Raw genomic sequence first — 23617 nt, forward strand, 5'->3', positions numbered from 1 at the left:
GGTTACTCCACGGGTTCTTCGATAGGCCTGAGCCGAGCAAACGCCCTGAGAGAAGACAAAGTAGGCGTCGCTATCGTCACAGGCCAGTTAGGTGGCTCCAGCCAGAACATTAGAAGGTCGTCAATCCCATCGCCACGTTGAATCGAGCCGTCTTTCGGCGCCGCAGCCACGAGGAAGTCGGCGGTCTGACCTGCTAGTTCGTCAAATGCCGCGCGGATATCCGACACGATCGATTGAAAGTCCTTTTCGACCCTCACTCTTTTGTCAGAGGCCGCGATCAGATCGAATTTGGTTAGCACCACGGCGAGGTTTGATCCTTTCGGGAAAACCTCGGCATCGCGCATCGCCAGCAACATCATTGCGATATCACTCTTCAGATTGTGGCGACCCCCATTGTCCAAAAGTCTCTCGCCATCCACGAGGACCGTCAGGCAATCCGCCCGTCTGATCTCTGGAAAACCTTCCGCCACCGACACATCATCTGCTGCCTCTCGGTACTCCTCCCCGGCACGGTCGCCCAGGAGCAGCGATAGCCTTCGATCGGCAAAGACAAGATCGAGATGATAAAATCTAACATCGCCTCTCGGCGTCCGCTGCATATGAGGCGTGTTTCTTCGCGACGCTGCGCGCGCGTCATGACATGCTTGCTCAAATGCATGAAGCGTTTCCGAGCCCGCAAAATTCACGGTTTTAACGGGAGCAAGTTGAAAGAGATCATAGAGGCCGGCAATTAGGCTGGTCTTGCCAGTGTCACTTGGCCCTATAATGGCTACGACCCTCGCATCGCCCGCTCTCAGAAATTTCGCCGCATCTGGACCCCTTAAAAGGTTCGCAGGCAGAAGGGGAATGTACTCCTCCTGCTCGGCGGACGACTCAGCGCCTTCTGCCGGGCTCTCCTCCGCAGTCCTTCCATAGTAGGGACATTCATCCAGCTCGAGACCCTCGACACAGCGGCCGCCTTCAGCGATCCGACAGTCTGGATTGGCGCAACGTACCAATGTGGAGTTATCAGTTTCGGTCATTCGTTACTCGAATGTCAGAAGGAGACGCTCTCGATAAAACTGCATTGCCAAGGCAAGCGGCGACAGTCCGTAGCCTGCGGCAATCCCTGTCGCAGCCGCCCAACCCGCGACCCACGCGTCGCCTGGTCCCGTCTCCAGTTGACGCTTAATCGCAGCGTGGACAGGTGTGGATACAGGTGAGGGGTCACTCTCTCCCATCACTTCACGCAACCAATCGGTCTCCACAGCGTTCACTGCCGACGTTAACGCCAGCTTCCTCCTGTCCTTCAAGCCAGCCCGGGACAGTATTGCCATTACAGAGGATGGTCCGGGTAGCGAAGCTGTGACGGCGGCCACCTCCTTTGAAAGCACAAGTGGTTGCGCGTCTGCCGCAACCGAGTCGAAACTGCAGTCATAGTCCCAGCTCCGCTGACCCGTCAGCCACCAAAGCATCTGCAATTCTTCATCCTGAATGCTTATAAAGCGATCGACCGCCCGGATAGCATTTGACTGACGGGTGGCAAGTGAGCGCATAGCAGCCCCGGTAGATTCAGCGGCTAGCTTAAATGCTGCGGAGATTCCCTCCCAGTTTTGGGTTTCTGTGATCTTTGCCGCGGCCTTCTCAAAATCGAGCTTCGGGGAATCCGAGTTCATATACTTGGTAAGATCCGGCCGTTGTCTATTGGAATCTGCCCATTCCGATATTGCTGCCTCGGCTAGCTTTGCTAGGTCCATAGGTAGGTCGGGTTTGCGACCACCATTTAGGTCAGTTGTCGTGACGGCCAGCGCAGCTATCACCCCAACATCCTCATTGAAGTCCGGTAGGACAGCCAAGCATGCAGCGGAGAGGATTTGAAGCTCCCGATCGTTACCGGCCATTTCGAACGTATCGTCCGTCGACTGAAAGGCCGCGCGTATCGAGGCCACCTGTGCGGCGGCCGGAAGCGCGCGGGTCTTGAATGCCAGCCTCAAAAGGGCTTCAACTGTATCCCTATCTGCTTGGCTGGCGATCTTATGAACCGCCGCCCACCGCGCTTGGCGCCGTCCTTGATCTTCACCCATGCTGAGAGAGCTGTACCATCGTGGAAAATCACTGTGCATTGACGTTGCGTCCACGATTAATGTCCCTCCCGTTTTCCGACCGCTGCGGCCAGTTCTTCCACTTGATTTCTCTCGCCAGCCCTAATCAGTGCGCGGCCGTAGCGTTCAGGCTCCGGAACCGACAGCTCTTCTTTGCTAATCAGTCCGAGCTCAAGCGAGATTTCCCGACGAGCGCTGGAGGACAGATTCCAGAACCGGAACACCAAGTTGCGTGTGCTTGGGTCACCCATGGCGGCCTCCGCATCAACCTCGACCGTATCGGATGGTAGTGCAGGCACTGATATCAGGCTAGGAGTGCTGGCAGATCCAATTGTGGCAGTCGGGTTTGTCCTTGCGTCACCCGGGAAGGGGATTCTGTGCCGAAACACTTCGTCTCTCAAATTCGTCAACACCGCCCGAAACATATCAGGATTGCTTTGCCATTGACGCAGGTGGGCTTTGATCAAAATTCCGCGCCCCACTCCTGCCCCGTCGATGTTTACCTCGACTAGATTATAGCCCGGCTGCCAGCCTGCTTCGTTTCTGTCAGGATTGACGGCACCTGCACTGAATCTAATGAAGCCGTCATCCTTCGAAATTCGCTGTCGGTGTTTATGGCCAAACATGTGAATGGAAGAGCGTCCACAGATCGCATCGTTCACGTCGTCCTGATCCATGAACCAGTCTGGGGGATGATGGCAAAACGCAAGGTTTACGACATCCTCAACAGGGTCAAGAACCGTCTGGAGCGGGCTTAGATAAAGACTTTCGCGAGTGTCGTTGCGGCCCTCTGCACCTGACAAAAACGTAGACGTAAGACCATAAATCCGCAGCGTTACTCCATCTTCCAGGGCGAGATCCTGCTTCCAGTATAGGTGATCCGGAAGATAGACTTGGCAGTTGAAAACCTTTGCAAATTCGTTGTAAGCAGCGAGGGGCGCCGTAAGCGCCCTTCCGGTGTCTGGATCGCTTATTTGTGCCCGAAATTCCCGCTCGCGCCAGCCCGCATCCGCTCGCGTGATTGCAGCTTGGGCGTTTCGGGTGGTAGCGGCGCGGGTGATCGTCGAACGGTCGACGTCGTGGTTACCTGGGATAACAAAGACCCGCTCGAGTGGGCATCCAGCGACTGCCGACAACTCGCTGATCCACTTCATCGCCGTCGAATACTCGTCGGGGGCGCCTTTGAACGCAATGTCGCCGCCTATCAGAATTGCACCGACAGAGCCGAGTTTCGCGACTTGGCTTTTGACGTCCTGAATGAGCCGCGTGCGATAAGGACGGTCTGGATCGAAATCAGGGTTGAGACAGTCCGGTGACCGGAAATGAATGTCGGAGATGTGAAGTAGCAGCATGCTGCTAGTTCTATCGTATAAATTGAAGGCGGCAAGTCCTCTCGCTTCGGTGAGAACAAGCTTGCAAAAGATTTTCTTTGTCTCTGAACGCTTTAAGCCAGAATTGGGTCACGTCCGGCTGCTTCAACGAACGAACCAGCATGCGCAATGCGAGCTCGCTTGCCATCTCGTTCGCCTGGCGAACAAGCCGGACCCGACAAACACGTGCTCAGCGCAACACGCCAGCCCGCCACGCATAGTCTCGACTGGTTTTATCTCTATCGATGCAACTGCGGCACATGGAACAGGCCTGGGAGGGCATTAGGCATCTGCAAAATCTGGATGTCTATCTGCAAAACCTCGCGATCCATGTGTCCGGAATCTCCTCTGGAGCGGATGTGTCCGAGAGGCCAGCGAAGCCATAAAGCAGATGCTCGCCCAGTTGGATCAGCATCTCAGTTTCCGCGACGCCCCCGGAAACATCAGGCGCCTATACGAGCCGATCAAAAAATCTTGGCGCCTACGTGGAGCAGAACGCAGCTTCGATCGTCAACTACTGTCGGCGATACTGGTAAGGTCAGCCGATATCCAGTTCGCCGAGTGAAAGTGCAGCGAACAGCTTCGTCAATGGCCGTATGAATAAGATGCGGCAAATGCGTTAGACACAGATCGGCACTCATCGAGTTCTTCAAGTCCGAGCCGCTGTCGCGGACGCCAGTCGCAAACAGGCAAAGCTTGACCTCGCAGCTTAACCCCAGATTTTTCCCGCTCGCAAATTAAGTGCCAAGCTATCTTGTTGAAAATATTGTCGTCGGAGCCTTGCGGCTAAATACAAAACGACACTAGGCTTGTAAATCACCTCAACGACTTCCTAAGAGTGAATATCGCGGGCGTGGAGCGCGGATCATTAATCTTATCGAGACCTTTTTGCAGGTGCGTGCCGCTCGTGGCTTATTGACCGCCGCTGTCGGTTTTGAAAAATTAGCGACAAGGGTCGCTTCCTTTTGGACGGCGCGAAGTGAAATTGTACAGAATCTCAAGTTTGGAGGAGTCAGTGAAGCAGGCAAGTTCGCCAGGGGTCGGCGCGTTCATGGCATTAAAAGAACGTGCCCTTTTGTGCATGCAATATGCTCGCATCAAAGCTGGGTACGCTGACGGCCCCGCTGAAGTCAGTGATCTCCCGCCAGAGCGGGGTGTACTCACGGTTGGCGAAACCCAGGTCGCAGATCAAATACTCGCAGCGATCGTCCAGAGGTACAATCGAGAAACCGGATCAAATATCTCGGGATACTCTCTCGCCGACTACGAACGAAAAATCCCGATTTCAGAGTCGGAGTATTGGCCTAGGATGATCAAAGACTGCAACCGCATTGTGATGTGGTGCGATCAATCAATAACGATGGTTTCTGGCTTGGAAGTTGTTCCGAGCACCGCATCGGTCAATTACTGGTCCATTAGTGGGAACAATCACGTCATAAGCGCGGGGGACAACGACGGTCAGATTGTGCGTCAAAGTGGAGACAGTTCTACAGCGCAATTTAATTCGGGAGCCATGGGAACGCTGACGACGAAGAACTCGGCTTCACCGAACGCCGAGGATCTCTATCATCTGTTGAAGCTGCTGCTTTCTGCAATGCAGCGCGAAGCGAAGACCAGCGAGGAGACTGCGGCCACAGCAGCCGTGGCGGAGGCAGCAAGAGAAGCGGAGGACGGAAATGTTGAGGGCGCACTGACCCGTTTGAAGACGGCTGGCAAATGGGCAGTGGATGTCGGTGAGAAGATCGGAATCGGATTGGCTGTTGCGGCGATCAAATCCGCAATGGGGCTGTAGTTGATCGCCTGCCAGCGAGGTCGCCCGCCACGGCGATGGTGATCGAGGTGGGGGTTGGTAGTACGGGCGAGTCCAGCGGTCCGCGCGAGCGCAGCTCTATATTTTGGGGAGCGGCGCCCGCGAACCTGAGCCCGCAAACCGATCGCGACTAGCCGGTGGTGGTAAAAGGGCCTTCGCCTTCACTGGTTGGGCTTGAGCAGAGATCTACTCAAGCCGATGCTTCTCTGGATCTACGGCAACGAAAGTGTTGCTGCCGGCCGCGGTCTCCTGCAGTCTCCCTTCAAACCCTGTCGCCGTGCGGTGCGGCTTAGCCTCTTCGTACATCGACGCGACCAGCGCCCGGTCGCTCAAATCTTCTAAAATAGATTGGCGTGACTGCGGACCCCTTGTAGGTCGTTGAAGCCGACCACGTTCGAGACACGGCCGATGATGCCAAGTTCGCCCAGCCTCTTTTCTAGGCGGTAGATAGCCGGGTCGAACGACAATAGCAGGAGTTGGGGCGTCAGAGAAATGAGGAGCATGGCGCCGAGACCGCCAAGGCCCGCCCCCCTCCCAGCAGGACACCGCTGGCTTTCGGCCGCTGCCGGTGAGGCGTCGACCGCGCGCGGCGCCCAGAAATCGGTTTTCTTAGTACCAGCCGCCGTTGCACGAGGCACAGCGCGCCGGACAGTCGGGTGACACCGAGACCTATTATCGTGCCGTGTTATGTGGTTCACCATTCCCCAGGCTTGGAGAAGGCGCTCCTTCTACCGCAACGGTTGCCCCGGGCGTCTCGCTGCCATTCGTATTGGCAATTCCCGGGGTAGGTAGGATAGTAGATAGTAGCCACCACCGCAGTCATTGTTCGCGCACACGGCGATGGCAGTTCCCACCAATGCAACGGCGACGACGCGGCCGCAGTTTGGTTCTCCTGCTGAACCATCTTGGCGCACTCGATCGGTTCAATGCGCCGCTTGGCCAACTCGCCGGTGAGTTCCTGCGTAAAGGCTGGATCGGTATTTGTTATGAACGTCCGACAGAGCGCGGACTTGGTACGCGCGCCGGATCTTTACGAAATTCCGCTTGTGTTGTTGTACAGCTCGAAAAGGCAAATGCCAACGTCGCCGCTAGGCTAAGCCTCGGTAAGGTAACAGACTTCAATTGTAATCCCCCCAATCCCTTGGGGATCATGTCACAACTTATCGAAGAGTCGATTCTGTGATGCTAATCCAGCGTTGCGGCCTTGGGCGTCGATAAACACGCGAAGTGTCACCGCTGCGGGGCCGGCTTGTCCTTTTGCCAACTGCTGTCGCTAGCGCGGTGCTGCGTATCAACCGACCTCGTAGGGCCAGAGCTTACTTCAAAATGGATTATTTCAACGGGGCAAGGTCACCAGCATCGCGTAGGTGGATTAAGGAGCGGCTGCAGTGCGTGTTGCTGCGTTGTTCACGTTCTGGGCTCGTAGGATCGCATAATGTATCGACTGGAGCATAAGCAGAAATCCACGTTCAGGGGCTCCGCAAATGCCAGGTTGATGAACAATGCTCCAGTTTTGATGGTGCGTGTGTTGGATGAAGGCTAGTGGAAATCGACAAACACTCCTACCTTGAAAAAGGTTATGCGGTCACTGAGGGGGTATTCTCCGCCTCGGAGCTGGATTTTCTCAGAGGCGTGGTCGAAAAGCTCGAGGAGCGAGCGCTTTCGGGCATGGAGCCGGAACTGACTGCTCAATGCGTGCGTGAGCGGGATCTCCCGACGCGGAAGAGAGGCGGCGTTGAGCTCGATCGGCAGCAAAATGCGGCCTTCATCATCGGAGACCCAACGCGATTTGCGCCTGAACTTCTCCCGTTTCTCACCAAGCCCGTATTGGTGGATCTCGTTGCCGATTTGTTGGGAACCACCGACCTCATCTTTCATTTCGCAAACGTCACGTCGAAAGCGCCCCACATCGGAAGCGGCATTTCGTGGCATCGCGATTTCCCCAACAACTACATCTCGCCTGTGGAGCCGAAGATGCTGCGGACGATGATCTGCCTCGATGGCGAGCATAACGGTGCGACCGTCTTTCTGCCGGGAAGCCATCGAACCGCCGACGATGAGGGAGCTGTCGGCGAGGAGGGGCGCGCAACGTCTGCTGTTTGTACGGCAGGGTCAGTAGTCGCCATTCATCCGCTCGTCCTGCATGGCGGGGCTCCCAATCATTCGAGCGAACCGAGACGAAACATCGTCATCCAGTGGGGGTGCAACGGGGTCTCCATATCGACGAACGCGCGCGAATCCCTCACCGGAATGACGATTGAAGAAGCACGGTCGAGTTTCCAGGTGAGCAAAATTGGCGCCTCCTATACAGCCACCCGCTTCCGGTGAAAGCGGGTGGCTGTCGTTAGATCGACGCTTCACTTGATGCCTCCAGGGATCGCATCGAATTTCGACTGGGCGGCATACAGACCTTGCGGCTGCCGGATCTTGGCGCAGCGTCCGGGTCGGCGGCATGCATCGATTTCGCTCTATCGGGAAAACCGAGCGAGCGCCTCTTCGAGCGCTTGCGGTGTCGTTACCCGTTCAGGAAACCACAAACGCGCAGCGGATCTGGCGGCTGAGAGATCCAAGCCGTCTGGATCTATGCCAGTGACGCGCCACCGGTCCTGCTTCGCACCGGCAGCTTCGGCCAGGAGGGTCACGAGTTCCGGCTGCGCATTGATCTTGTCGATTTCGACAGATTCCACGTCGATCAACCGGTCGGCACCTTGGATGTCGGTCATGAGATCGGCGACCGTGACCTGCGCGGCATTGCGTGCCGGACCGCCACTCAAGTGAAGCGCTTCGACGACCATGCGGCATGGCATGGCGTCGCCAAGACCAAGATAGATCTTCGATTTGGGAAAGCGGGCAAGATAGCGACGGTTGGCTTGTTCGCGGTCGGCGTTGCCAATCCGCTCGGCACGCCCGACCAGTGTCAGACGCGGATGGGCAAGCAGGTCGCCGCGGAGCGCCGAGATCGCCAGGGATACGCGCTGGTCCTCAAGGATGTTGCGAGCGTGCAGCGCCAGCCCGGCCGTGAAGAAAAAGGGCGTGCCATCAGGCTCCATCGCGAGATTGGTAAACGTCGCGTACGGATAATCACTGCCCGGGTCGAGCGTCGCAAGGGCGGCAACCCTTGCCGTGCGCAGCAGGTTTCGCGCGATGTCGACCGCATCGAAGTTCGCGCCCAGGCTGGGATCGATCTCGATGCCACGCGGCGTAATCGGATTTGCAAGCTTGGTCGTCATGAAAGCTCCGTTTCCCTGTTGTTATGGGCATCCCTATCGCGTCGCTCTGCGGCTGCAAACGCAAAAAAAATCATTCCTGGGTTGCTGATTCGACACTTGTTCTTTGACCTGTCACGGCTAGACTGGATGACATCGGCAACAGCGTTCTCTTCTCGCAGCCGCCTTCTCTCTCCGCTCCTTCACATCGATTTCGCCGCAACGGTGGGCGCATTTGTTCCCTGTTAAACCGCAGCCTGTTAAAGACCCCATAAAATTTGAGTGTTTTTATCATGTTTGAACTTGATTCTTTGACTCAAGTTTAATTACAAGGCCCCCGTTGATTTTGTTTTGATCCCCGGGGGCTGGGTATGACGATGACGACGACTTGGAATAATGCGGTGGCGGGACGAAGCGTGGGGCAGCGTCTCGTTTCATCGACGGCATTGGTGCTGCTTTTGGCGACAGGCGCTGATGCGCAGGATGCACAGCAGAAGACGAAGCGTGTAACGCCGGAAGTAACCGAACTTGAACGCATCGTCGTTACGTCCACCCGCCAACCGAAAAAGATTCTCGACGTCCCGCAGTCGATTTCCGTCATCACGCGCGAAGAGATCGAAGATCACAATGTCCGCGATATCCAAGACCTGGTTCGCTATGAGCCGGGCATCAGCGTCGACCGGCGAACCTCGATCACGAACCCTTGGGGCCAGCTGAACGGCTTCTCCATCCGCGGCATGAGCGGCAACCGCGTGCAATTGACCGTTGACGGCTCGCGGGTGCAGGAGGGCATCACCGACGGCAGCCGTGACTTTTTCGACATGAGCAACTTCAAGGCCGTCGAAATCGTCCGCGGGCCAAACTCCGTTCTGTGGGGCTCGGATGCACTGGGCGGCGCGGTGATGTTCCGCACACTCGATCCGTCCGATCTCCTGACCGATCCGACAAAGCCCTGGGCTCTCGAGGTGAGTACCAGTTTCGACAGCCTGGACAACAGCTGGCGCAAGCAGGTAACCGGCGCCTACGATTTCGGCGACGTCCAGATTCTTGGAAGCTACGGCCAGGTGTCGGCGCAGGAGGCTGAGTTCAGCAAGGCGCGTGCCGATGGCGGCATCTGGGGTTGCTCTCGCCCCAATTACGGATGCGACCGTCTTTTCCCAGCCGATACGGATGTCAACAATGCGCTTGCCAAGGTCGTCTGGACGCCCGATGCGGAGCATACGTTCAAGCTCACGGGCGAACTCTTCGGCCGCGATACCGACATCCTGCAGCTTTACGAAATGGGCGCCTCGACCACCGGCATCCCCACGACGACCTCCTACCTCAACGATCACTACGCGCGCGACCTGGAGATGAGCCGCAAGCGTATCGCGCTCGAACACGACTGGCAGGTGGGTGCCGCGTGGCTCGACAGTGTGAACTGGAACCTCTCTTGGTCGCCGCAAAAACGCGTAACCGACAGCCGCCAGCGCCGGGTCTATTCCAACCGCTATCAGTTGCACGATCAGTATCGTGAGTACAGCGAGGAATTCTTCGAGGCCGATATCCAGCTGCAGTCGTCGTTCGACCTCGGATCGACCCGCCACACGCTGACCTACGGCTTCGACGGCGACCGGACCAAGGGCGACTATGCCGGCATCAACCGGACCTACAATTCGCTGACCGGAACGACGACGACGGCGATCAACCAGGGCTTCAGCTTCCCGCGTGTCACCACCGAGCGCGCCGACTTCTACCTGCAGGACAGCATCGAGTTTCTCGATGGCCAGCTGACCGTCAATCCGGGCGTTCGCCTTGCCCATTATTCGATCGATCCGACCGGGGACGCGTCCTATCCGGGTCTGCCGGGCTTCCGACCAGAGAAACAGGAGAAGACCGAGCTTTTGAAGCGCGTCGGAGCGATCTACAAGTTCGATGACACCTACTCGGTCTACGCCTCCTATGGCGAAGGCTTCAAGATGCCGACCTCGGCGCAGCTTTTCCAGTCGAGCAACGATCCGTTCAGCGGATCGTATCTGGTGCCGAACCCCAGCCTGAAACCGGAGTCGGTCGAAAGCTACGAGATCGGTGTTCGCGGCGAACTCGATCGCGGCTATTTCACCGTTGCAACCTTCTACGCCGACTACGCGAATTTCATCCGCGGCCTGCAGCCGGTGAACGTCATTGCACCGGGCGGCATACCCGTCGTCGCCTATACCTCGAACAACGTCGAAGACGTCAAACTCTGGGGTATCGAGTTCGGCGGCGAATACGAGATTCTCGAAAACACGACAGCCTTGGCCAACATCACCTGGACCAAAGGTCGGCAGCGGGTTTCGTCCGGCGCTGCGACAACCGCATTTGACGGCGCAACGCCGCTCACCGCCGTGCTCGGCCTGAAGCACGAACTTCCCGACTATGGGCTCCAGTTCGAACTTTTCGGTACCTTCGCGGCCGGCCGCACTGAAGCCAGCGACCCGGCGGATTTCCTGCCGACCGGTTATGCGGTCTTCGACGCCTATGCCAAATGGCGGCCGCGCGAAAACCTCGAAGTCACCGCCGGCATCCAGAATATTTTCGATCGCCGATACTTCCCGAACACGGTCACAGGTTTTGACCGCGTCCCGCCCTCGGTCGCGACAGCCAATGTCAACCCGCTCGAACTGCAGACCGCTCCTGGCCGAACCTTCAAACTCGGTGCGAAGATTCGTTTCTAGCCCGGATCCCAAGTGGGCGCGCAGCGCGCGTCCACGCTCCTCAACCTTGCGGGTGACCACATGCTGAAGCTTGCCGGACAATTCCAGCGCCTGATCGCGATCTGCATTCGCCATCCCGGCGGCACGGCAAACCTGGCGTTGCTCGGGCTTGTTATCGCGTTGACGCTCGGCAGCGTCTACGCAAGCGTGCGTCTGATCGAATGGACGGGCGCTTTCTATTCCGCGATCGAGAAGATCGACGGTCCGGCCATTCTGACGCAGATCGGGGTTTTTGCCGTCATTGTCGGCCTCAATTCGGCAAGGCACCTGCTGGCCGAATATCTGCGCAAGATCCTCGAAATCCGCTGGCGGCAAGCACTGACGGAAAAAGCGATCGCGCTTTGGACCGCCGACAAGGCCTATTGGCACATGGCCAATGCAGATGACGATCGCGTCGACAATCCCGACCAGCGTATCGCCGAGGATTGCCGGCTTTTCGTGCGCGGTGTGCTGAGCGAGGCGCTCGACCTCATCTCCCGCGTTGTCGGGCTGTTCTCCTTTGTGGCAGTGCTTTGGGCGCTCTCGGATTTCCCATTGAACCTGGCGCCGCTTGGCATCGATATCGAGATACCGCACTACATGGTCTGGGCTGCGTTCCTCTATGTCGCCATCAGCAGCGTCGTCACGCATTTTCTCGGCAAGCCCTTGAAGCCGCTTTTTGCCGCCCAGCAACATCGCGAGGCGGATTTTCGCTATGCCATGGCGCGCTGGCGCAGCAATTTCGACGAGGTGGCGCTTGCCAATGGCGAGGAGGCGGAGGTTCGCCTTTTCAGGCAGCGGTTCGGGGCGCTTGCGCAGAACTGGCGACGGCTGATCCGTCGGGAGTTCGTGCTTGGCAGTTTCACTTATCCCTTCAATCATTCCGTTCTGCGCATACCGCTATTCGTCGCCTTGCCGGGCTATATCGGCGGACACGTCGCATTCGGCGGGCTGATGCAGCTCAGCAACGCCTTTTCGCAGGTGGTGACAACGCTCTCGTGGTTCATCTTCTCCTACCGCGACCTTGCGGATCTGGTGGCGACAGCAGCGCGCCTTGATGATTTCATGGAAAATGCCCGCCGCCGGGCGCAAACGCCGTCTGCGATTACGCACCTGGATCGGGCGAAAAGCCTGCAACTGACCGGTCTGCGTCTTCGGACCCCGGATCATCGCCATCTGCTCGATATTCCCCAGCTTTCCGTGCGGCCGGGCGAATGCGTCTGGCTGAAGGGTGCGTCCGGGATCGGAAAATCCACGCTGATGAGGGCCATCGCAGGCTATTGGCCGCATGGTGAGGGCGAGGTCGATCGTCCGCGCGAGGGATGGATGTTCCTGCCACAGGTTACCTACCTGCCGCTCGGCTCGCTAGAGGAGGCCGTCGCCTATCCCGCCTGCGTTAATGACATCGGGCCCGAGGTGATCAAGACGCTATTGACGGAGGTCGGGCTTGCGCATCGTCTGGGCGCCGGCGGTGTTTCAGTGGTCGACGCGGGACTGTCGGGCGGTGAGCAACAACGTCTGGCGCTTGCGCGGTTGCTTGCGCATGGCCCCCGCTGGGCGATGCTGGACGAGGCGACCAGCGCGCTCGACGCTGCGTCCGAAGCGCAGTTGCTTCATCACCTTCGCGAACGCCTGCCCGATACCGCATTCATCATCATCGCGCACCGCCCGCCACAGGCGCTCGGCGATGTCAGAGCGATTGACCTGGACGTGGCCCGCGACGACGCCGTCGCCGCGTGACCCCGAAGATTTTCGCAACCGAACATGATATCCACCAGAGGACAACATCCATGACAGAGCAAGCAACACGCCGCATCCTGCGCGAACCCGTCGAGCGTGTGCTCGACAAGCTGCCGCTGATCGGCAGGCTGATGATCATCGGCAAGCGCAATGGCGTCACCCACGAGCGCATCGGGCCGGTCGAGACGGTAGCGGTGAAGGCGGATCGGATCGTCTGTCGGGGTGCCAACCACGACAGCAGCATCAATCCGGCGCTGGTGGCAAGCATTTTCGCGGACACGTCGAGCGTGATGCAGGGGCAGGTCTATCCGCGTCTGGATTTCAACGACGAAAAAGGGGAGCCCGTTTTCAGCGTCGTCGGGTTCGACGGCCTGGATCCGTTCGAAGCAGCGCTTGGCGGCCTTCGCCTCGAGACGGTTCAAAGCAACGCTGACAAGCCAGGGCGCCCCGAACGTCCCGATGTCGACGAGAACGATCCTGGAATGAAGCCGCTCAACCTGGCGTTTGAAACGGCGCGATCGGTTGCGATCTCGTTTACCGGTCCGGGCTTCGACCAATCCTGGTCGGGCGTCGTCGAGAAGGTGAAGCCCGCCATGGGCTTCATCAACGTGATGACGGCGGACTTCCACCTGCACCTGCTGGGTGGAGCCGTCGCCGCCTGGATCGAGCGCGAGGAAGGTGAGGGGATCACGTTTTCCGCCGTCGACGCGCAGCAGAAGGAAATCGGCCTCACGGTGCGGCTTGCGATCGGCGCTTCGAACTGACCAAGGCTGCGAGAAAAATCATGTCCACCACTATCCATTCTCCGACAACGTGGCTCGTGCCGGGTACTGGCGAAACGATCGCGCATGGTCGGCTGCTCGCCGCCATGGCCGGCAAGAGTGCTGTGCTGCTCGGCGAAACCCATGATCGATACGACATCCATCGTTGGCAGCTTCACGTGCTCTCCGGCCTCCTTGCCCATCGCACCGATATCGTTGTCGGTTTTGAAATGTTTCCGCGCCGGGTTCAGCCGGCGCTCGACAAATGGGTCGCCGGTGCGCTCGGCGACGATGCATTTCTTGAAGAGGCCGATTGGAAGACCGTCTGGGGTTTCCCGGCAGATCTCTACATGCCGATCTTCCACTTCTGCCGCCAGCATGGGGTGCCGATGAAAGCGCTCAACTGCCGCCGCGCTTTGGTGACCGAGGTCGGCAAACTCGGTTGGGATGAAATCCCGATCCACGATCGCGACGGCGTCACGCCGGCAAAACCCGCGACCGCAGCCTACCGGCAATATCTCTTCGACATCACCGGCGGCGTCAGGCCAGGCCGAGAGGCAACGCAGCCGCAAGATCCCGCCTTTGATCGGTTCGTCAGGGCCCAGCAGACCTGGGATCGGGCGTTTGCCTGCAACATTGCCGAGGCGATCGGCGAGAGCGATGGCGCCTTGGTGGTTGGCATCATCGGCCGCGGCCACCTCGAATATGGTCACGGTACGCCCTATCAGTTGGCCGACCTGGGCGTTCGAGATGTTGCCGTATTGCTGCCGAGCGACACCGAAACCGTTCGCCTAGAACAGGAGCCGATCGCCGACGGTTTGTTCAGGCTTCCCCCGATTGAGCGTTCGGTCGCGAAGCGTGGATGAGGACGACAACATCTCCTCGCGTTGCTCGGTCGACTGTCTCTGTTCAAGATCGCCAAAAACAGTGCCGCTCTTGAAAGGAAACTGGATTTCGATCCCGCAAATCTCGTGGACGGCATAACTTGGGCGAAGATCCCATGATTTCCTTGCGATCCAAAGCCTATGCCATTGCCCGTAAGTTTCGGATGGAACGGCGGTGAGCTGTTATTGTGGGGCGCACATAGTGGGACGCAGTTTGGCACTCCCCAGGCTCACTTGATGGATTACGGCGGCAAACCGTTTCATGGTAGCAGATGCTCGCGAAAATAGAGTGCCGCACGTTGCAGGGATTGGTCCCCGGTTCTATTCTCTTCAAGGCGTCCAACGGCGAGAGCACACAGGCAGGACGCGCTAACACCTGGAGCACGGAGCGTTCGTGATCAGTGCGAGCCGAATTGCGCGCTGCTTCGGCCTGGTCCCCATGAGCAAACCGGCGATCCAGATCTAACTCCAGGCTCTGAGGCCTCGCAGCGCTTTTAAGTTGTCTTGCCATCGAGAGCGATTAAAAGTCGGAAGGGGAATATGGGCGGTACGGGTAGGAGAACCATGGACGAGAACGACGTACAGTGCGGGGAGCATTCCATCCCGCCTGTCGATCAGCTTCGTTATTCGATCACCTTCCGCGAAATCGCCTGATCGACAGGTACCAGGTCGGCCCGCAGTCAGCGCAGCTGCTAATGATGCGCGTGTTCTGCATTGCGTTTCCGGGTTACTGCAGCCTTCTTCGCCGACGCCGAGCGATCGGCGGCAGATCGTGATGCAGCGGCCTTTCCACCGTTCTCGCCACCTTTGTGGGCTGCGGGATGACCGGTACGCTTTCCTCGACCAGAGCCGCCGGCCTTCTTGCCGCCGCCGTCGTCCTTGTTGACGGTCGCCCAGGCGCGCCGTTCGGCTTCTTTTCCCGAAACGCCGCGGTCCTCATAGCTTTCCGCGATATGGTCTGCCTTACGGTCCTGCTTGTCCGTGTATTTCGATTTGTCACCTTGGGGCATGATGCTTCCTCCGGGTTGATGATAAAAACGAACGAACCCTTCCGCAGACAGTTCCCCAGCGCCACGGTCCCGGAACAAACATCGCCAGGCTGCGTTCGCAAATTGCGACGATCCAATCATCGACAAACATAGTCTTGGTGAGACGATGAACAACAAAGCTTCTCTGAACGACCCCCGCAACCTCTATCCTGCGCCGCCCTTTCCCGACCAGCCACAAGCTGCTCCTGGGCTTGCCCGCAAGATGGACCCCGCACCCGACCATGGTGAAGAAAGCTATCGCGGGTCCGAAAGGCTCACTGGCCGCAAAGCCCTCGTGACGGGCGGCGATTCCGGAATCGGGCGCGCCGCCGCGATCGCATTTGCCCGCGAGGGTGCTGACGTCGCGATATCATATCTTCCGGAAGAGGAAGCGGACGCGAAGGAGGTGATCCGGCTGATCGAGGCGGAGGGCCGAAAGGCGGTCGCGCTGCCGGGCGACATCAAGGAAGAGACGTGGTGTCGCGAGCTGGTCGAAAAGGCCGTCTCTAGTCTTGGCGGCCTCGACATACTGGTTATCAATGCCGGACGCCAGCAGTACCGCGAAAAGATCGAGGAGCTGTCGACGGACGATTTCGACAAGACCATGAAGACCAACCTTTACGCGCTGCATTGGATTGCCCAGGCTGCCGTGCCGCACATGCCGGTTGGATCTGCAGTGATTACGACCGCCTCGATCCAGGCTTATCAGCCTTCGCCGATCCTGCTCGATTACGCGACGACGAAGGCGGGCATTGTCGCCTATACCAAGGCGCTCGCCAAGCAGTTGATCGAGCGCGGCATCCGCGCCAACGTCGTTGCACCCGGCCCGGTCTGGACGGTGCTTCAGCCAAGCGGGGGGCAGCCAGATGAGAAGGTCAAGAACTTCGGCAAGGACAGCGATTTCGGTCGGCCCGGCCAGCCGGTCGAACTTGCTCCTGTCTTCGTGCTCCTCGCCTCGCAGGAAGCCAGTTTCATCAACGGCGAGGTCTACGGCGTGACCGGCGGCAAAGGCGTCGCATGAGCAATCGGGCCAAAGGCGAAGCATGGTTCAGGATCAGGATTTGAAGCAGGTCCGCGCTGGTGTGCTCGATATTGCCTACATCGAGCTGGGGCCCGAGGATGGCACGCCGACGATCCTGCTTCACGGTTTCCCTTATGATGCTCATGCCTATGACGAGGTGGCAAGCAACCTTGCCGCCTCGGGGCACCGCTGCATAGTACCCTTCCTTCGCGGCTACGGCGCGACCCGCTTCCAGTCGCCGGCGACGCCACGCTCTCGTGAGCAGGCGGCATTAGGCGCGGACCTCCTGGCGATGATGGATTCTCTCGGCATCGAACAAGCCAAACTCGGCGGTTACGACTGGGGTGGCCGGGCCGCCTTAATCGTCGCCGCCTTGTGGCCTGAACGGGTGATTGGGCTGGTGAGCGCGGGGGCGGTTACAACGTCCAGGATATCGTCGGCGCCGCCAACCCTGGTACTCCGGACCAGGAGGCGCGGGACTGGTATCAGTATTATTTCCACACCGAGCGGGGTCGGAGGGGACTTGAGCAGCAGCGAGATGAGATCTGCAGGTTTCTCTGGCAGACATGGTCGCCGTCCTGGGCGTTCGCTGACGCCACGTTCGAACGCAGCGCCGCATGGTTCGACAATACGGATTTCGTGGACGTCGTCATTCATTCCTATCGCCATCGGTACGGCGTCGTGCCCGGCGATCCGAACTACGCCGACGTCGAAGCCCGGCTGGCAGAGCAGCCTGACATTACGGTCCCCACCATAGTCCTGCTCGGCGCCGACGATGGTGTAGATCCTCCTTCAATGGAGGACAAAGATGCTGTTCACTTCAAGGGAGCCTATAGCCGCCACATTCTTGCCGGCGTTGGCCACAACGTTCCGCAGGAAGCACCGACGAAATTTGCGGACGCAGTCCGAGAGTTGCGCCCGGAGAGATAGCTCCCGTGTCCGTGACACGACTATTGCAGTTTTGCCTCGATAGCGCGCCCGAGGATGGTCAACTGAAGTGTCGGCTCCCCCCTGATGAAGCTCTCTTCCACCAGCTCCATCATTTCCAGGCGCTCGACCAGCTTTTCGGACAGACGCTTGTCGCCAACCAGCCACCCTTTGCCCGCCTTGCGCTGGCGTCGAAAAAACGCGATCGCGCGTAGCGCCTCCCGTTGGCTCCGGGTAAGGCTCTTGGCCGTCTCGGCTGGGCCGGGGTGCTCGAGGGAGGGCAGCATAAGCGTTACCCCTTCCCCTCTGTCGCCGCGGTAGCGGCGGGCCAATCGTTCGATGGCTCCTCAACGTCTTCGGCTGGATCGGGGTCACGGTCGTAAGCCAGGCGACGTTTCGCAATGACGTCTTGAAGCGTTTCGATCACCGTGACCGTTCCATGGCCCTCATTCGCAAACCGGTCGATGATCTCGGCGACAAGGTCATCGAGATGCTGGAATAGCCGTTCGGCATTGTCAGATTTTTCTGTCACGATCGTCGCTCCTCAAATATCTAGCCTCCGCTGCTGCCAGTCCTTGTATGGCGCCAACAGCTGTCCGGGAAATCGATCTTCGATCACGGTTTCGACCATGGCGATCCTGGCAAAGACCTCGCTGGTGTCGCGGTCTTCCACGGGGATATCTTCGCTTTCGTCTTCCAGCTTCTGCATCAGGGCAAACAGTTCTTCGTCGGTCATCGCGGAAAGTTGGTCTTCGAACCCCGCGGCATCAAATTCTTGTCCCTCTGCCATTGTCTGTCGGCTCCTCTGTCATCGATCGGTTTGGCGATAACGGCCTAGTCGTCATCTAGTTCGATCCAGACCGGCGCGTGATCGCTCGTGTGCTCCCAGGCCCGCGCAAACTTGTCGACGCCGCAGGCTTGCAGTCGTTCCCTGAGTAACGGACTGAGCAGGAAATGGTCGATCCGAAGTCCGGCATCGCGGGCGAAGGCGTTGCGGAAGTACTTCCAGAAGGTATAGATCCGCTCCTCGGGGTGCAGCAGGCGAATCGCGTCCGTCCAGCCCATGGCAACGAGCTCGGCATAGGCGGCCCGGACTTCAGGCCGAAACAGCGCATCGTCTCGCCAGCGCTCCGGCTTGTAGACGTCGAGATCCGTCGGCATCACGTTGAAGTCGCCGACCAGAGCTACGGGCACATCGAGTTCAAACAGTTCCGCCGCATAGGAATGCAGGCGCTCGAACCACCGAAGTTTATAGTCGAACTTCGGCCCTGGTGCTGGATTGCCGTTCGGAAGATACAGGCAGCCTATGATGATGCCATCGATGGCAGCCTCGATGTAACGGCTGTGGCTATCGTCGCGATCGCCCGGCAGTCCGCGCCGTGTCTCGCGCGGCTCCTGATCGCGGCCAAGGATCGCGACGCCATTCCAGGCTTTCTGGCCGTGCCAGATGGCGCCGTAGCCTGCGCGCTCGAGCTCGCGGCGCGGAAACTTCTCGTCCGGCGCCTTCAGCTCCTGAAGGCACACGACGTCAGGTTTCGCCTCGTCGAGCCAACGTAGCAGCACCTCAAGCCGGCCGTTGATGCCGTTGACGTTATAGGTGGCGAGCTTCACCGGCGTTTCCGTCAGTGCTTGCGATCGCCCTTGTCTCCCTGGCCCGGCTTCGCATCATGCTTGGCGCCGTGGCGGGCGTCCGCTGACAGCGACCGAGAGACGTCGACGCTTTCGTCGAATTTGCCTTCCTTGTCCCGGCGGACATAACGCTTGTCGGTTCCGGTATCGATCAGTTCGCGCTTGCTCATGGCAGGACTCCTTCATGGTTGCTGTCGGGGAAAACGCGCGTGGCCGGGAAAAGATGCACCGGAATCAAGAGCCTAATGCAGACTCGCAAAACGAGCGGCGTTGTTGGCCTAAGCCGTTGAAAAAAGATTCGTTTCGACTCGGAACAATTGCTCGCTGATTCGCTTGAATCGCATCGGTTGTGTCAGGAGTTCTGCGTCATGGTTGCCCCAAGAGCCAATTGGAAAGGCTTCGTCAAGTTTGGAGAGGTCGCTTGTCCGGTAGCGCTCTACACCGCGGCATCCTCCTCGGAACGCATCGCTTTCAACACACTGAACCGCAAGACCGGCAATCGGGTGAAGCGGGAGTTCGTTGACAGCGAGACCGGCGATCCGGTCGAGCGGGACGAACAGGTCAAAGGCTACGAGATCGAGAATGGCCAGTATGTCATCCTCGAACCGGATGAGGTGGCGGCGGCTGTCCCCGACAGCGACAAGACACTCAAGATCGACGCCTTCATTCCCTGCAACGAGATCGACGATGTCTATTTCGACAAGCCGTACTATCTGGCGCCTGACAAGATGGGCACGGATGCCTTTGTGCTTTTGCGCGACGGCATGAAAAAAGCCAAAGTTGCTGCGATCGCCCGCACAGTCCTGTTCCGCCGTGTGCGTACACTTCTCATCCGGCCACACGGCAAAGGGATGATCGCCACGACCCTGAATTTCGATTACGAGGTGCGCTCTTCCGAGGAGGCGTTCGAAGAACTGCCCGTCCTCAAGATCGAAGGCGAGATGTTGGAGTTGGCCGAGCATATCCTCGGCACCAAGAAAGGCAGCTTCGACGCCAGTGCCTTCGACGATCGTTATGAAGCGGCCGTAGCAGAATTGGTCAAGGCCAAGATCGAGGGCAGGGCGCTCCCGAAGAAGAAGGCGCCGGCCGTGTCCAAGCAAAGCGATCTGCTTCAGGCGCTACGCCAGAGCGCCGGCATAGGTGGGAAAAAGACCACGGCCGCCAACGCCAACAAGGGCACGTCGCGCCAGAAAGCCGCAAAGCTCGCAACCGCCAAATCAAAGTCTGCGGCATCGCAGACCCGCCGCGCCGGTTGATTGGAGAATACCATGGCTGTCCGTCCCTACTGGAAAGGCTATCTCAAGCTATCGCTGGTCACCTGCCCCGTGGAGATGATGCCAGCGACCTCCGAGAACGAAAAGGTTCGCTTTCACACGCTCAACCGCGAAACCCAAAACCGCGTCGTCAGCCACTACGTGGATTCCGTCACCGGCAAGGAAGTGAAGGATGAAGACGAGGTGAAGGGGTACCAGCGCGGCGAAAACGACTACATCATGCTGGAGGACGAAGAGCTGGAGAGCGTCGCGCTCGACAGCACCAAGACGATCGACATCTCGACTTTCACGCCACGCGACAGCGTCGAATGGATCTGGCTCGACACGCCCTATTATCTGTCGCCCAACGATCCAGTCGGGCAGGAAGCGTTCTCGGTGATCCGCGACGCGATGGAAGCCCAGGACATGGTCGGTATCTCGCGGCTGGTGATCTCGGGCCGGGAACGCGCCGTCATGCTCGAGCCACGCGGCAAGGGTATCGTGCTCTGGACCTTGCGCTACGGGGATGAAGTTCGTGACGAGGATATCTATTTCGCAGGGATCGACGACGACGAGACGGCGGACAGCGAAATGATGCCCCTGGTACAGCAACTCATCAAGAAGCAGACGCAGCACTGGAACCCGAAGATGGTCATCGACCCGGTCCAGGATCGGTTGCTCGATATCATCGCCACCAAGAAGAAAGCGATGAAGAAGCCGGCTAAGGCCAAGCCGCCAGCACCGGGGAAAGCTGCACCCAATAACGTCATCAACATCATGGATGCTTTGAAGAAGTCGGTGGCGGCCGAAAGCCGGTCCGGCAAATGAGACGCCCTGCAAAGCCGCTTCTCCAGGACGATAGCTTCACCGCGAAATCGCAGCCGCGCCGGAAGCGCGACCCGGCGCAGCCCAATCTACCATTCGATCCCATGCCTGAGCGCGTCGAGCCGTGCCTGGCGCTCCTGAGGGCTATGCCGCCGACCGGCCGCGATTGGGCCTACGAGATCAAATGGGACGGATACCGCCTGGTGATCCACATCGAGCCGAAGGGTGTGCGGATCATCACCCGCGGAGGCCATGACTGGACGCATCGCTTCCCGACGATTGCCGAGGCCGCCGGAAACCTGGGCGTTTCGAGAGCCATCCTCGACGGTGAGGCCGTGGTGCTGAACAGCGAAGGACGCTCGGACTTTGGAGCCTTGCAGCGTTCGCTCGGCGGGCGCGGCGGCAAGCGTGCGTCGACGGAAGCCGTCTTGTTCGCCTTCGATCTTCTTTATTTCGATGGCCACGATCTGACCCGGGCCGAGCTATCAGTCCGTCGCCATCTGCTTGAGGATCTGCTCGAGGGCGCGGTCGGTGCGATACAGTTATCCGAGGAGATACAGGGTGACGGCGGCGAACTTCTGGAAAACGCCCGGTCGCTTGGACTGGAGGGCATTATCGCCAAGCACCGGGAGCGTCCATACCGCTCAGGCAGGACAGGCGACTGGCTGAAGATCAAATGCATTCAAAGCGAGAGTTTCATGATCGTCGGCTACGAGCAGTCGGCGGTTGCCCGCGGCGGGATCGGTAGCCTGCTGCTGGCAGCCCGCCGCGACCACGATTGGGTCTATGTTGGCGCTGTCGGAACGGGCTTCAAGGAAAAAGATGCGGCGTATCTGAAGAAGACACTCGACAAACTGAAGACCAGGACGCCGGTCGTGCCGCTGAAGGGTAAGAACTATATCTTCGCGCAACCGACGCTGATCGCCGAGATCGAGTTTCGCGGCTGGACCGACGACGGCAATCTGCGGCACGCATCTTACAAAGGCCTTCGGGAAATCCAGGATAATGCTGCGGTTTACGCGCTCGACTGACCTGATGTAGGCCGCCGTCGCGACTTCCAATTTTTTTCCGCTGACACTCTTGAATCAGAATATGCCAGAAACCAAATCGATTGCCGCCAGCTGCTGAAGACAGGGCTGGACTTGCTGGGAGCGCCGTCTTGCGCCGCTTCCGTACCATGTTGCTTCAAGGAGGATATGGCTATGGCAACATCTTACGACTATGCACCCCTCTTCCGTTCGAGCGTTGGCTTCGACCGAGTCTTCAATCTTCTCGAAAATGCCCAGCGCGCCCGTTCGATCAGCGACTGGCCGCCCTATGACATCGTCAAGACCGGGGACGACAGCTACCGCATCTCGATCGCAGTCGCGGGCTTTGCCCAGGGCGATCTCGACATTACCTTCCAGTCCAACCTTTTGACCGTCACCGGCAAGAAGCAGGAGACCGCCAATGACGGCTATCTGCATCGCGGCATTGCCGGCCGTCCCTTCGAGCACCGCTTCGAGCTCGCCGACCATGTGCGGGTGAACGGCGCCGATCTGAGCAATGGTCTTCTGTCCATCGATCTTGTCCGTGAGATCCCCGAGGCCCTGAAGCCGCGGAAGATCGAAATCCAGACCAACCAGGCTCTTACACAAAAGGTCGCCCCGGCGCAGATTGAAGCGCAGAAGGCTGCCTGATCGAAACCCTAAAGAACGGGCGCCGTCGTGACGGCGCCCGTCAACATTCCGGGTTGGGAAGGAGAGCGTTATGAAACCCGATATGTTCAGACAACCTGTTACCATCCTCGTCGGGCTTGGCTTCCCGGCTGAGGTCCGTACCGTCATGGACGCCTACCGGCATCTTGCCGAATGGCCAGCATCGTTGCGCGACACGGCACACTCGATCGCCCTGAAAGCGTGTAACGCGGCACTGCGCGGCGAGATCGAAGCCGAGACCGCACGCGGCCTGTTTGCCGCCTTCGCTGAGAAGCACGATCTACTTGCGCCGGAAACCAAGGTGATCGCCGCCTCCCGTCGCCGGCGTGACAAAGATCCGCACGTTCGCTGAGGAGGCTGACATGCACGAGGTTTTGCAGCAGGCCGCAAGCAGTGCCACTGCGATGGGTCCGACGATCCTGCTTCAGGGCATGGAGATTAAGCGGCCGATCGATATGGTCAAAGCGACCGCACTCTCTACAGACGACAAACGGACCATCTTGGCATCATGGGCCTCGGACTTCTACGCGGTCGACTCGAAGCCGGCGTTCCGCCATATGCCTGGGACACCAGAGCCGATTTCCATCGATGAGGTTCAGGCTGCTCTCAAAGAACTCGATCGGCGTTACGGATATTGATTGCGCGTACCGGCCGAACGGGCCGGTTCATTC

At 58.9% G+C, this 23617-nt stretch carries 23 protein-coding genes and 2 pseudogenes; 15 read left to right on the forward strand and 10 right to left on the reverse strand.

From position 1 onward, the window contains the following. Nucleotides 1-2: 2 nt before the first annotated feature. The 3 genes from ACIQUG_RS32210 to ACIQUG_RS32220 are packed head-to-tail and all read right to left on the reverse strand — an operon-like array spanning nucleotide 3 to nucleotide 3433. Nucleotides 3-1022 (reverse strand): hypothetical protein, encoded by a 1020-nt coding sequence (locus ACIQUG_RS32210; protein WP_402326353.1) that lies wholly within the window; start codon nucleotides 1020-1022, stop codon nucleotides 3-5. A gap of 3 nt (nucleotides 1023-1025) precedes the next feature. After that, on the reverse strand, nucleotides 1026-2102 hold the full coding sequence (locus ACIQUG_RS32215) for a GTPase-associated system all-helical protein GASH (protein WP_402326355.1): 1077 nt from the start codon (nucleotides 2100-2102) through the stop codon (nucleotides 1026-1028). A 17-nt stretch (nucleotides 2103-2119) separates the two neighbouring features. Beyond that, nucleotides 2120-3433 (reverse strand): metallophosphoesterase, encoded by a 1314-nt coding sequence (locus ACIQUG_RS32220; protein ID WP_402326356.1) that lies wholly within the window; start codon nucleotides 3431-3433, stop codon nucleotides 2120-2122. Between the two features lie 144 nt (nucleotides 3434-3577). On the opposite strand from ACIQUG_RS32220, the pseudogene ACIQUG_RS32225 reads away from it, so the two are divergent. The 3 genes and pseudogenes from ACIQUG_RS32225 to ACIQUG_RS32235 all read left to right on the forward strand — a co-directional run. After that, nucleotides 3578-4164 (forward strand): annotated as a pseudogene (locus ACIQUG_RS32225) (ISKra4 family transposase); the annotation flags it as partial. A gap of 302 nt (nucleotides 4165-4466) precedes the next feature. Beyond that, nucleotides 4467-5243, forward strand: coding sequence for a hypothetical protein (locus ACIQUG_RS32230; RefSeq protein WP_402326358.1), 777 nt, complete (start codon nucleotides 4467-4469; stop codon nucleotides 5241-5243). Nucleotides 5244-6803: 1560 nt separating this feature from the next. After that, nucleotides 6804-7589, forward strand: coding sequence for a phytanoyl-CoA dioxygenase family protein (locus tag ACIQUG_RS32235; protein ID WP_402326360.1), 786 nt, complete (start codon nucleotides 6804-6806; stop codon nucleotides 7587-7589). Nucleotides 7590-7729: 140 nt separating this feature from the next. Here the strand turns inward: ACIQUG_RS32235 and ACIQUG_RS32240 are convergent, their stop codons facing one another. Beyond that, entirely contained in the window at nucleotides 7730-8491 is a 762-nt protein-coding gene (locus tag ACIQUG_RS32240) for a HugZ family protein (RefSeq protein ID WP_402326362.1), read from the reverse strand. A gap of 353 nt (nucleotides 8492-8844) precedes the next feature. On the opposite strand from ACIQUG_RS32240, the gene ACIQUG_RS32245 reads away from it, so the two are divergent. The 4 genes from ACIQUG_RS32245 to ACIQUG_RS32260 are packed head-to-tail and all read left to right on the forward strand — an operon-like array spanning nucleotide 8845 to nucleotide 14548. Next, nucleotides 8845-11163 (forward strand): TonB-dependent hemoglobin/transferrin/lactoferrin family receptor, encoded by a 2319-nt coding sequence (locus ACIQUG_RS32245; RefSeq protein ID WP_402326364.1) that lies wholly within the window; start codon nucleotides 8845-8847, stop codon nucleotides 11161-11163. Nucleotides 11164-11175: 12 nt separating this feature from the next. Continuing rightward, nucleotides 11176-12921: an ABC transporter ATP-binding protein/permease gene (locus tag ACIQUG_RS32250; RefSeq protein ID WP_402326366.1), complete on the forward strand. Its 1746-nt coding sequence runs from the start codon at nucleotides 11176-11178 to the stop codon at nucleotides 12919-12921. A 50-nt stretch (nucleotides 12922-12971) separates the two neighbouring features. Beyond that, on the forward strand, nucleotides 12972-13685 hold the full coding sequence (locus tag ACIQUG_RS32255; RefSeq protein WP_402326367.1) for a hypothetical protein: 714 nt from the start codon (nucleotides 12972-12974) through the stop codon (nucleotides 13683-13685). 20 nt (nucleotides 13686-13705) lie between these two features. Continuing rightward, a complete protein-coding gene (locus ACIQUG_RS32260) occupies nucleotides 13706-14548 on the forward strand; it encodes a ChaN family lipoprotein (protein WP_402326368.1) in 843 nt (280 codons plus the stop codon). A 710-nt stretch (nucleotides 14549-15258) separates the two neighbouring features. Here ACIQUG_RS32260 and ACIQUG_RS32265 read toward each other — a convergent pair. Continuing rightward, entirely contained in the window at nucleotides 15259-15576 is a 318-nt protein-coding gene (locus ACIQUG_RS32265) for a plasmid stabilization protein (RefSeq protein WP_402326442.1), read from the reverse strand. A gap of 145 nt (nucleotides 15577-15721) precedes the next feature. On the opposite strand from ACIQUG_RS32265, the gene ACIQUG_RS32270 reads away from it, so the two are divergent. Together ACIQUG_RS32270 and ACIQUG_RS32275 are read left to right on the forward strand one after the other, a co-directional pair. Further along, nucleotides 15722-16615 (forward strand): SDR family oxidoreductase, encoded by an 894-nt coding sequence (locus ACIQUG_RS32270; RefSeq protein ID WP_402326369.1) that lies wholly within the window; start codon nucleotides 15722-15724, stop codon nucleotides 16613-16615. A 40-nt stretch (nucleotides 16616-16655) separates the two neighbouring features. Next, nucleotides 16656-17545: pseudogene (locus tag ACIQUG_RS32275) on the forward strand (alpha/beta fold hydrolase). Between the two features lie 20 nt (nucleotides 17546-17565). Here ACIQUG_RS32275 and ACIQUG_RS32280 read toward each other — a convergent pair. Genes ACIQUG_RS32280 through ACIQUG_RS32300 form a run of 5 tightly spaced genes read right to left on the reverse strand, consistent with a single transcriptional unit; the run spans nucleotide 17566 to nucleotide 19341 of the window. Further along, entirely contained in the window at nucleotides 17566-17829 is a 264-nt protein-coding gene (locus ACIQUG_RS32280) for a hypothetical protein (protein ID WP_402326371.1), read from the reverse strand. 5 nt (nucleotides 17830-17834) lie between these two features. Then, the gene (locus ACIQUG_RS32285; protein ID WP_402326373.1) at nucleotides 17835-18074 is read right to left on the reverse strand and encodes a hypothetical protein; all 240 of its coding nucleotides are present in this window, start codon (nucleotides 18072-18074) and stop codon (nucleotides 17835-17837) included. Between the two features lie 12 nt (nucleotides 18075-18086). Continuing rightward, on the reverse strand, nucleotides 18087-18332 hold the full coding sequence (locus tag ACIQUG_RS32290) for a hypothetical protein (RefSeq protein WP_402326374.1): 246 nt from the start codon (nucleotides 18330-18332) through the stop codon (nucleotides 18087-18089). Nucleotides 18333-18376: 44 nt separating this feature from the next. Continuing rightward, nucleotides 18377-19153, reverse strand: coding sequence for an exodeoxyribonuclease III (gene xth, locus ACIQUG_RS32295; RefSeq protein WP_402326375.1), 777 nt, complete (start codon nucleotides 19151-19153; stop codon nucleotides 18377-18379). An 11-nt stretch (nucleotides 19154-19164) separates the two neighbouring features. Further along, on the reverse strand, nucleotides 19165-19341 hold the full coding sequence (locus ACIQUG_RS32300; protein ID WP_402326376.1) for a hypothetical protein: 177 nt from the start codon (nucleotides 19339-19341) through the stop codon (nucleotides 19165-19167). 198 nt (nucleotides 19342-19539) lie between these two features. Here ACIQUG_RS32300 and ACIQUG_RS32305 point away from each other — a divergent pair, with 198 nt between their 5' ends. The 6 genes from ACIQUG_RS32305 to ACIQUG_RS32330 all read left to right on the forward strand — a co-directional run bounded on the left by ACIQUG_RS32305 (nucleotide 19540) and on the right by ACIQUG_RS32330 (nucleotide 23584). Further along, nucleotides 19540-20427 (forward strand): Ku protein, encoded by an 888-nt coding sequence (locus ACIQUG_RS32305; RefSeq protein WP_402326377.1) that lies wholly within the window; start codon nucleotides 19540-19542, stop codon nucleotides 20425-20427. Nucleotides 20428-20439: 12 nt separating this feature from the next. After that, nucleotides 20440-21252 carry a Ku protein gene (locus ACIQUG_RS32310; protein WP_402326378.1) on the forward strand — a complete coding sequence of 271 codons (813 nt, stop codon included), beginning with the start codon at nucleotides 20440-20442 and terminating at the stop codon, nucleotides 21250-21252. Further along, a complete protein-coding gene (gene ligD / locus ACIQUG_RS32315) occupies nucleotides 21249-22280 on the forward strand; it encodes a non-homologous end-joining DNA ligase (RefSeq protein WP_402326379.1) in 1032 nt (343 codons plus the stop codon). Before ACIQUG_RS32310 ends, ligD begins: the two co-directional genes overlap by 4 nt. A 171-nt stretch (nucleotides 22281-22451) precedes the next feature. Continuing rightward, nucleotides 22452-22928: an Hsp20 family protein gene (locus ACIQUG_RS32320; RefSeq protein WP_402326381.1), complete on the forward strand. Its 477-nt coding sequence runs from the start codon at nucleotides 22452-22454 to the stop codon at nucleotides 22926-22928. Between the two features lie 70 nt (nucleotides 22929-22998). Continuing rightward, the gene (locus tag ACIQUG_RS32325; protein WP_402326382.1) at nucleotides 22999-23298 is read left to right on the forward strand and encodes a DUF982 domain-containing protein; all 300 of its coding nucleotides are present in this window, start codon (nucleotides 22999-23001) and stop codon (nucleotides 23296-23298) included. Nucleotides 23299-23308: 10 nt separating this feature from the next. Next, nucleotides 23309-23584 carry a hypothetical protein gene (locus tag ACIQUG_RS32330; protein ID WP_402326383.1) on the forward strand — a complete coding sequence of 92 codons (276 nt, stop codon included), beginning with the start codon at nucleotides 23309-23311 and terminating at the stop codon, nucleotides 23582-23584. The last annotated feature ends 33 nt before the right edge of the window (nucleotides 23585-23617 follow it).

Origin of the sequence: Ensifer sp. NPDC090286 (genome assembly GCF_044769565.1) — a bacterium.
Lineage (GTDB): Bacteria > Pseudomonadota > Alphaproteobacteria > Rhizobiales > Rhizobiaceae > Ensifer.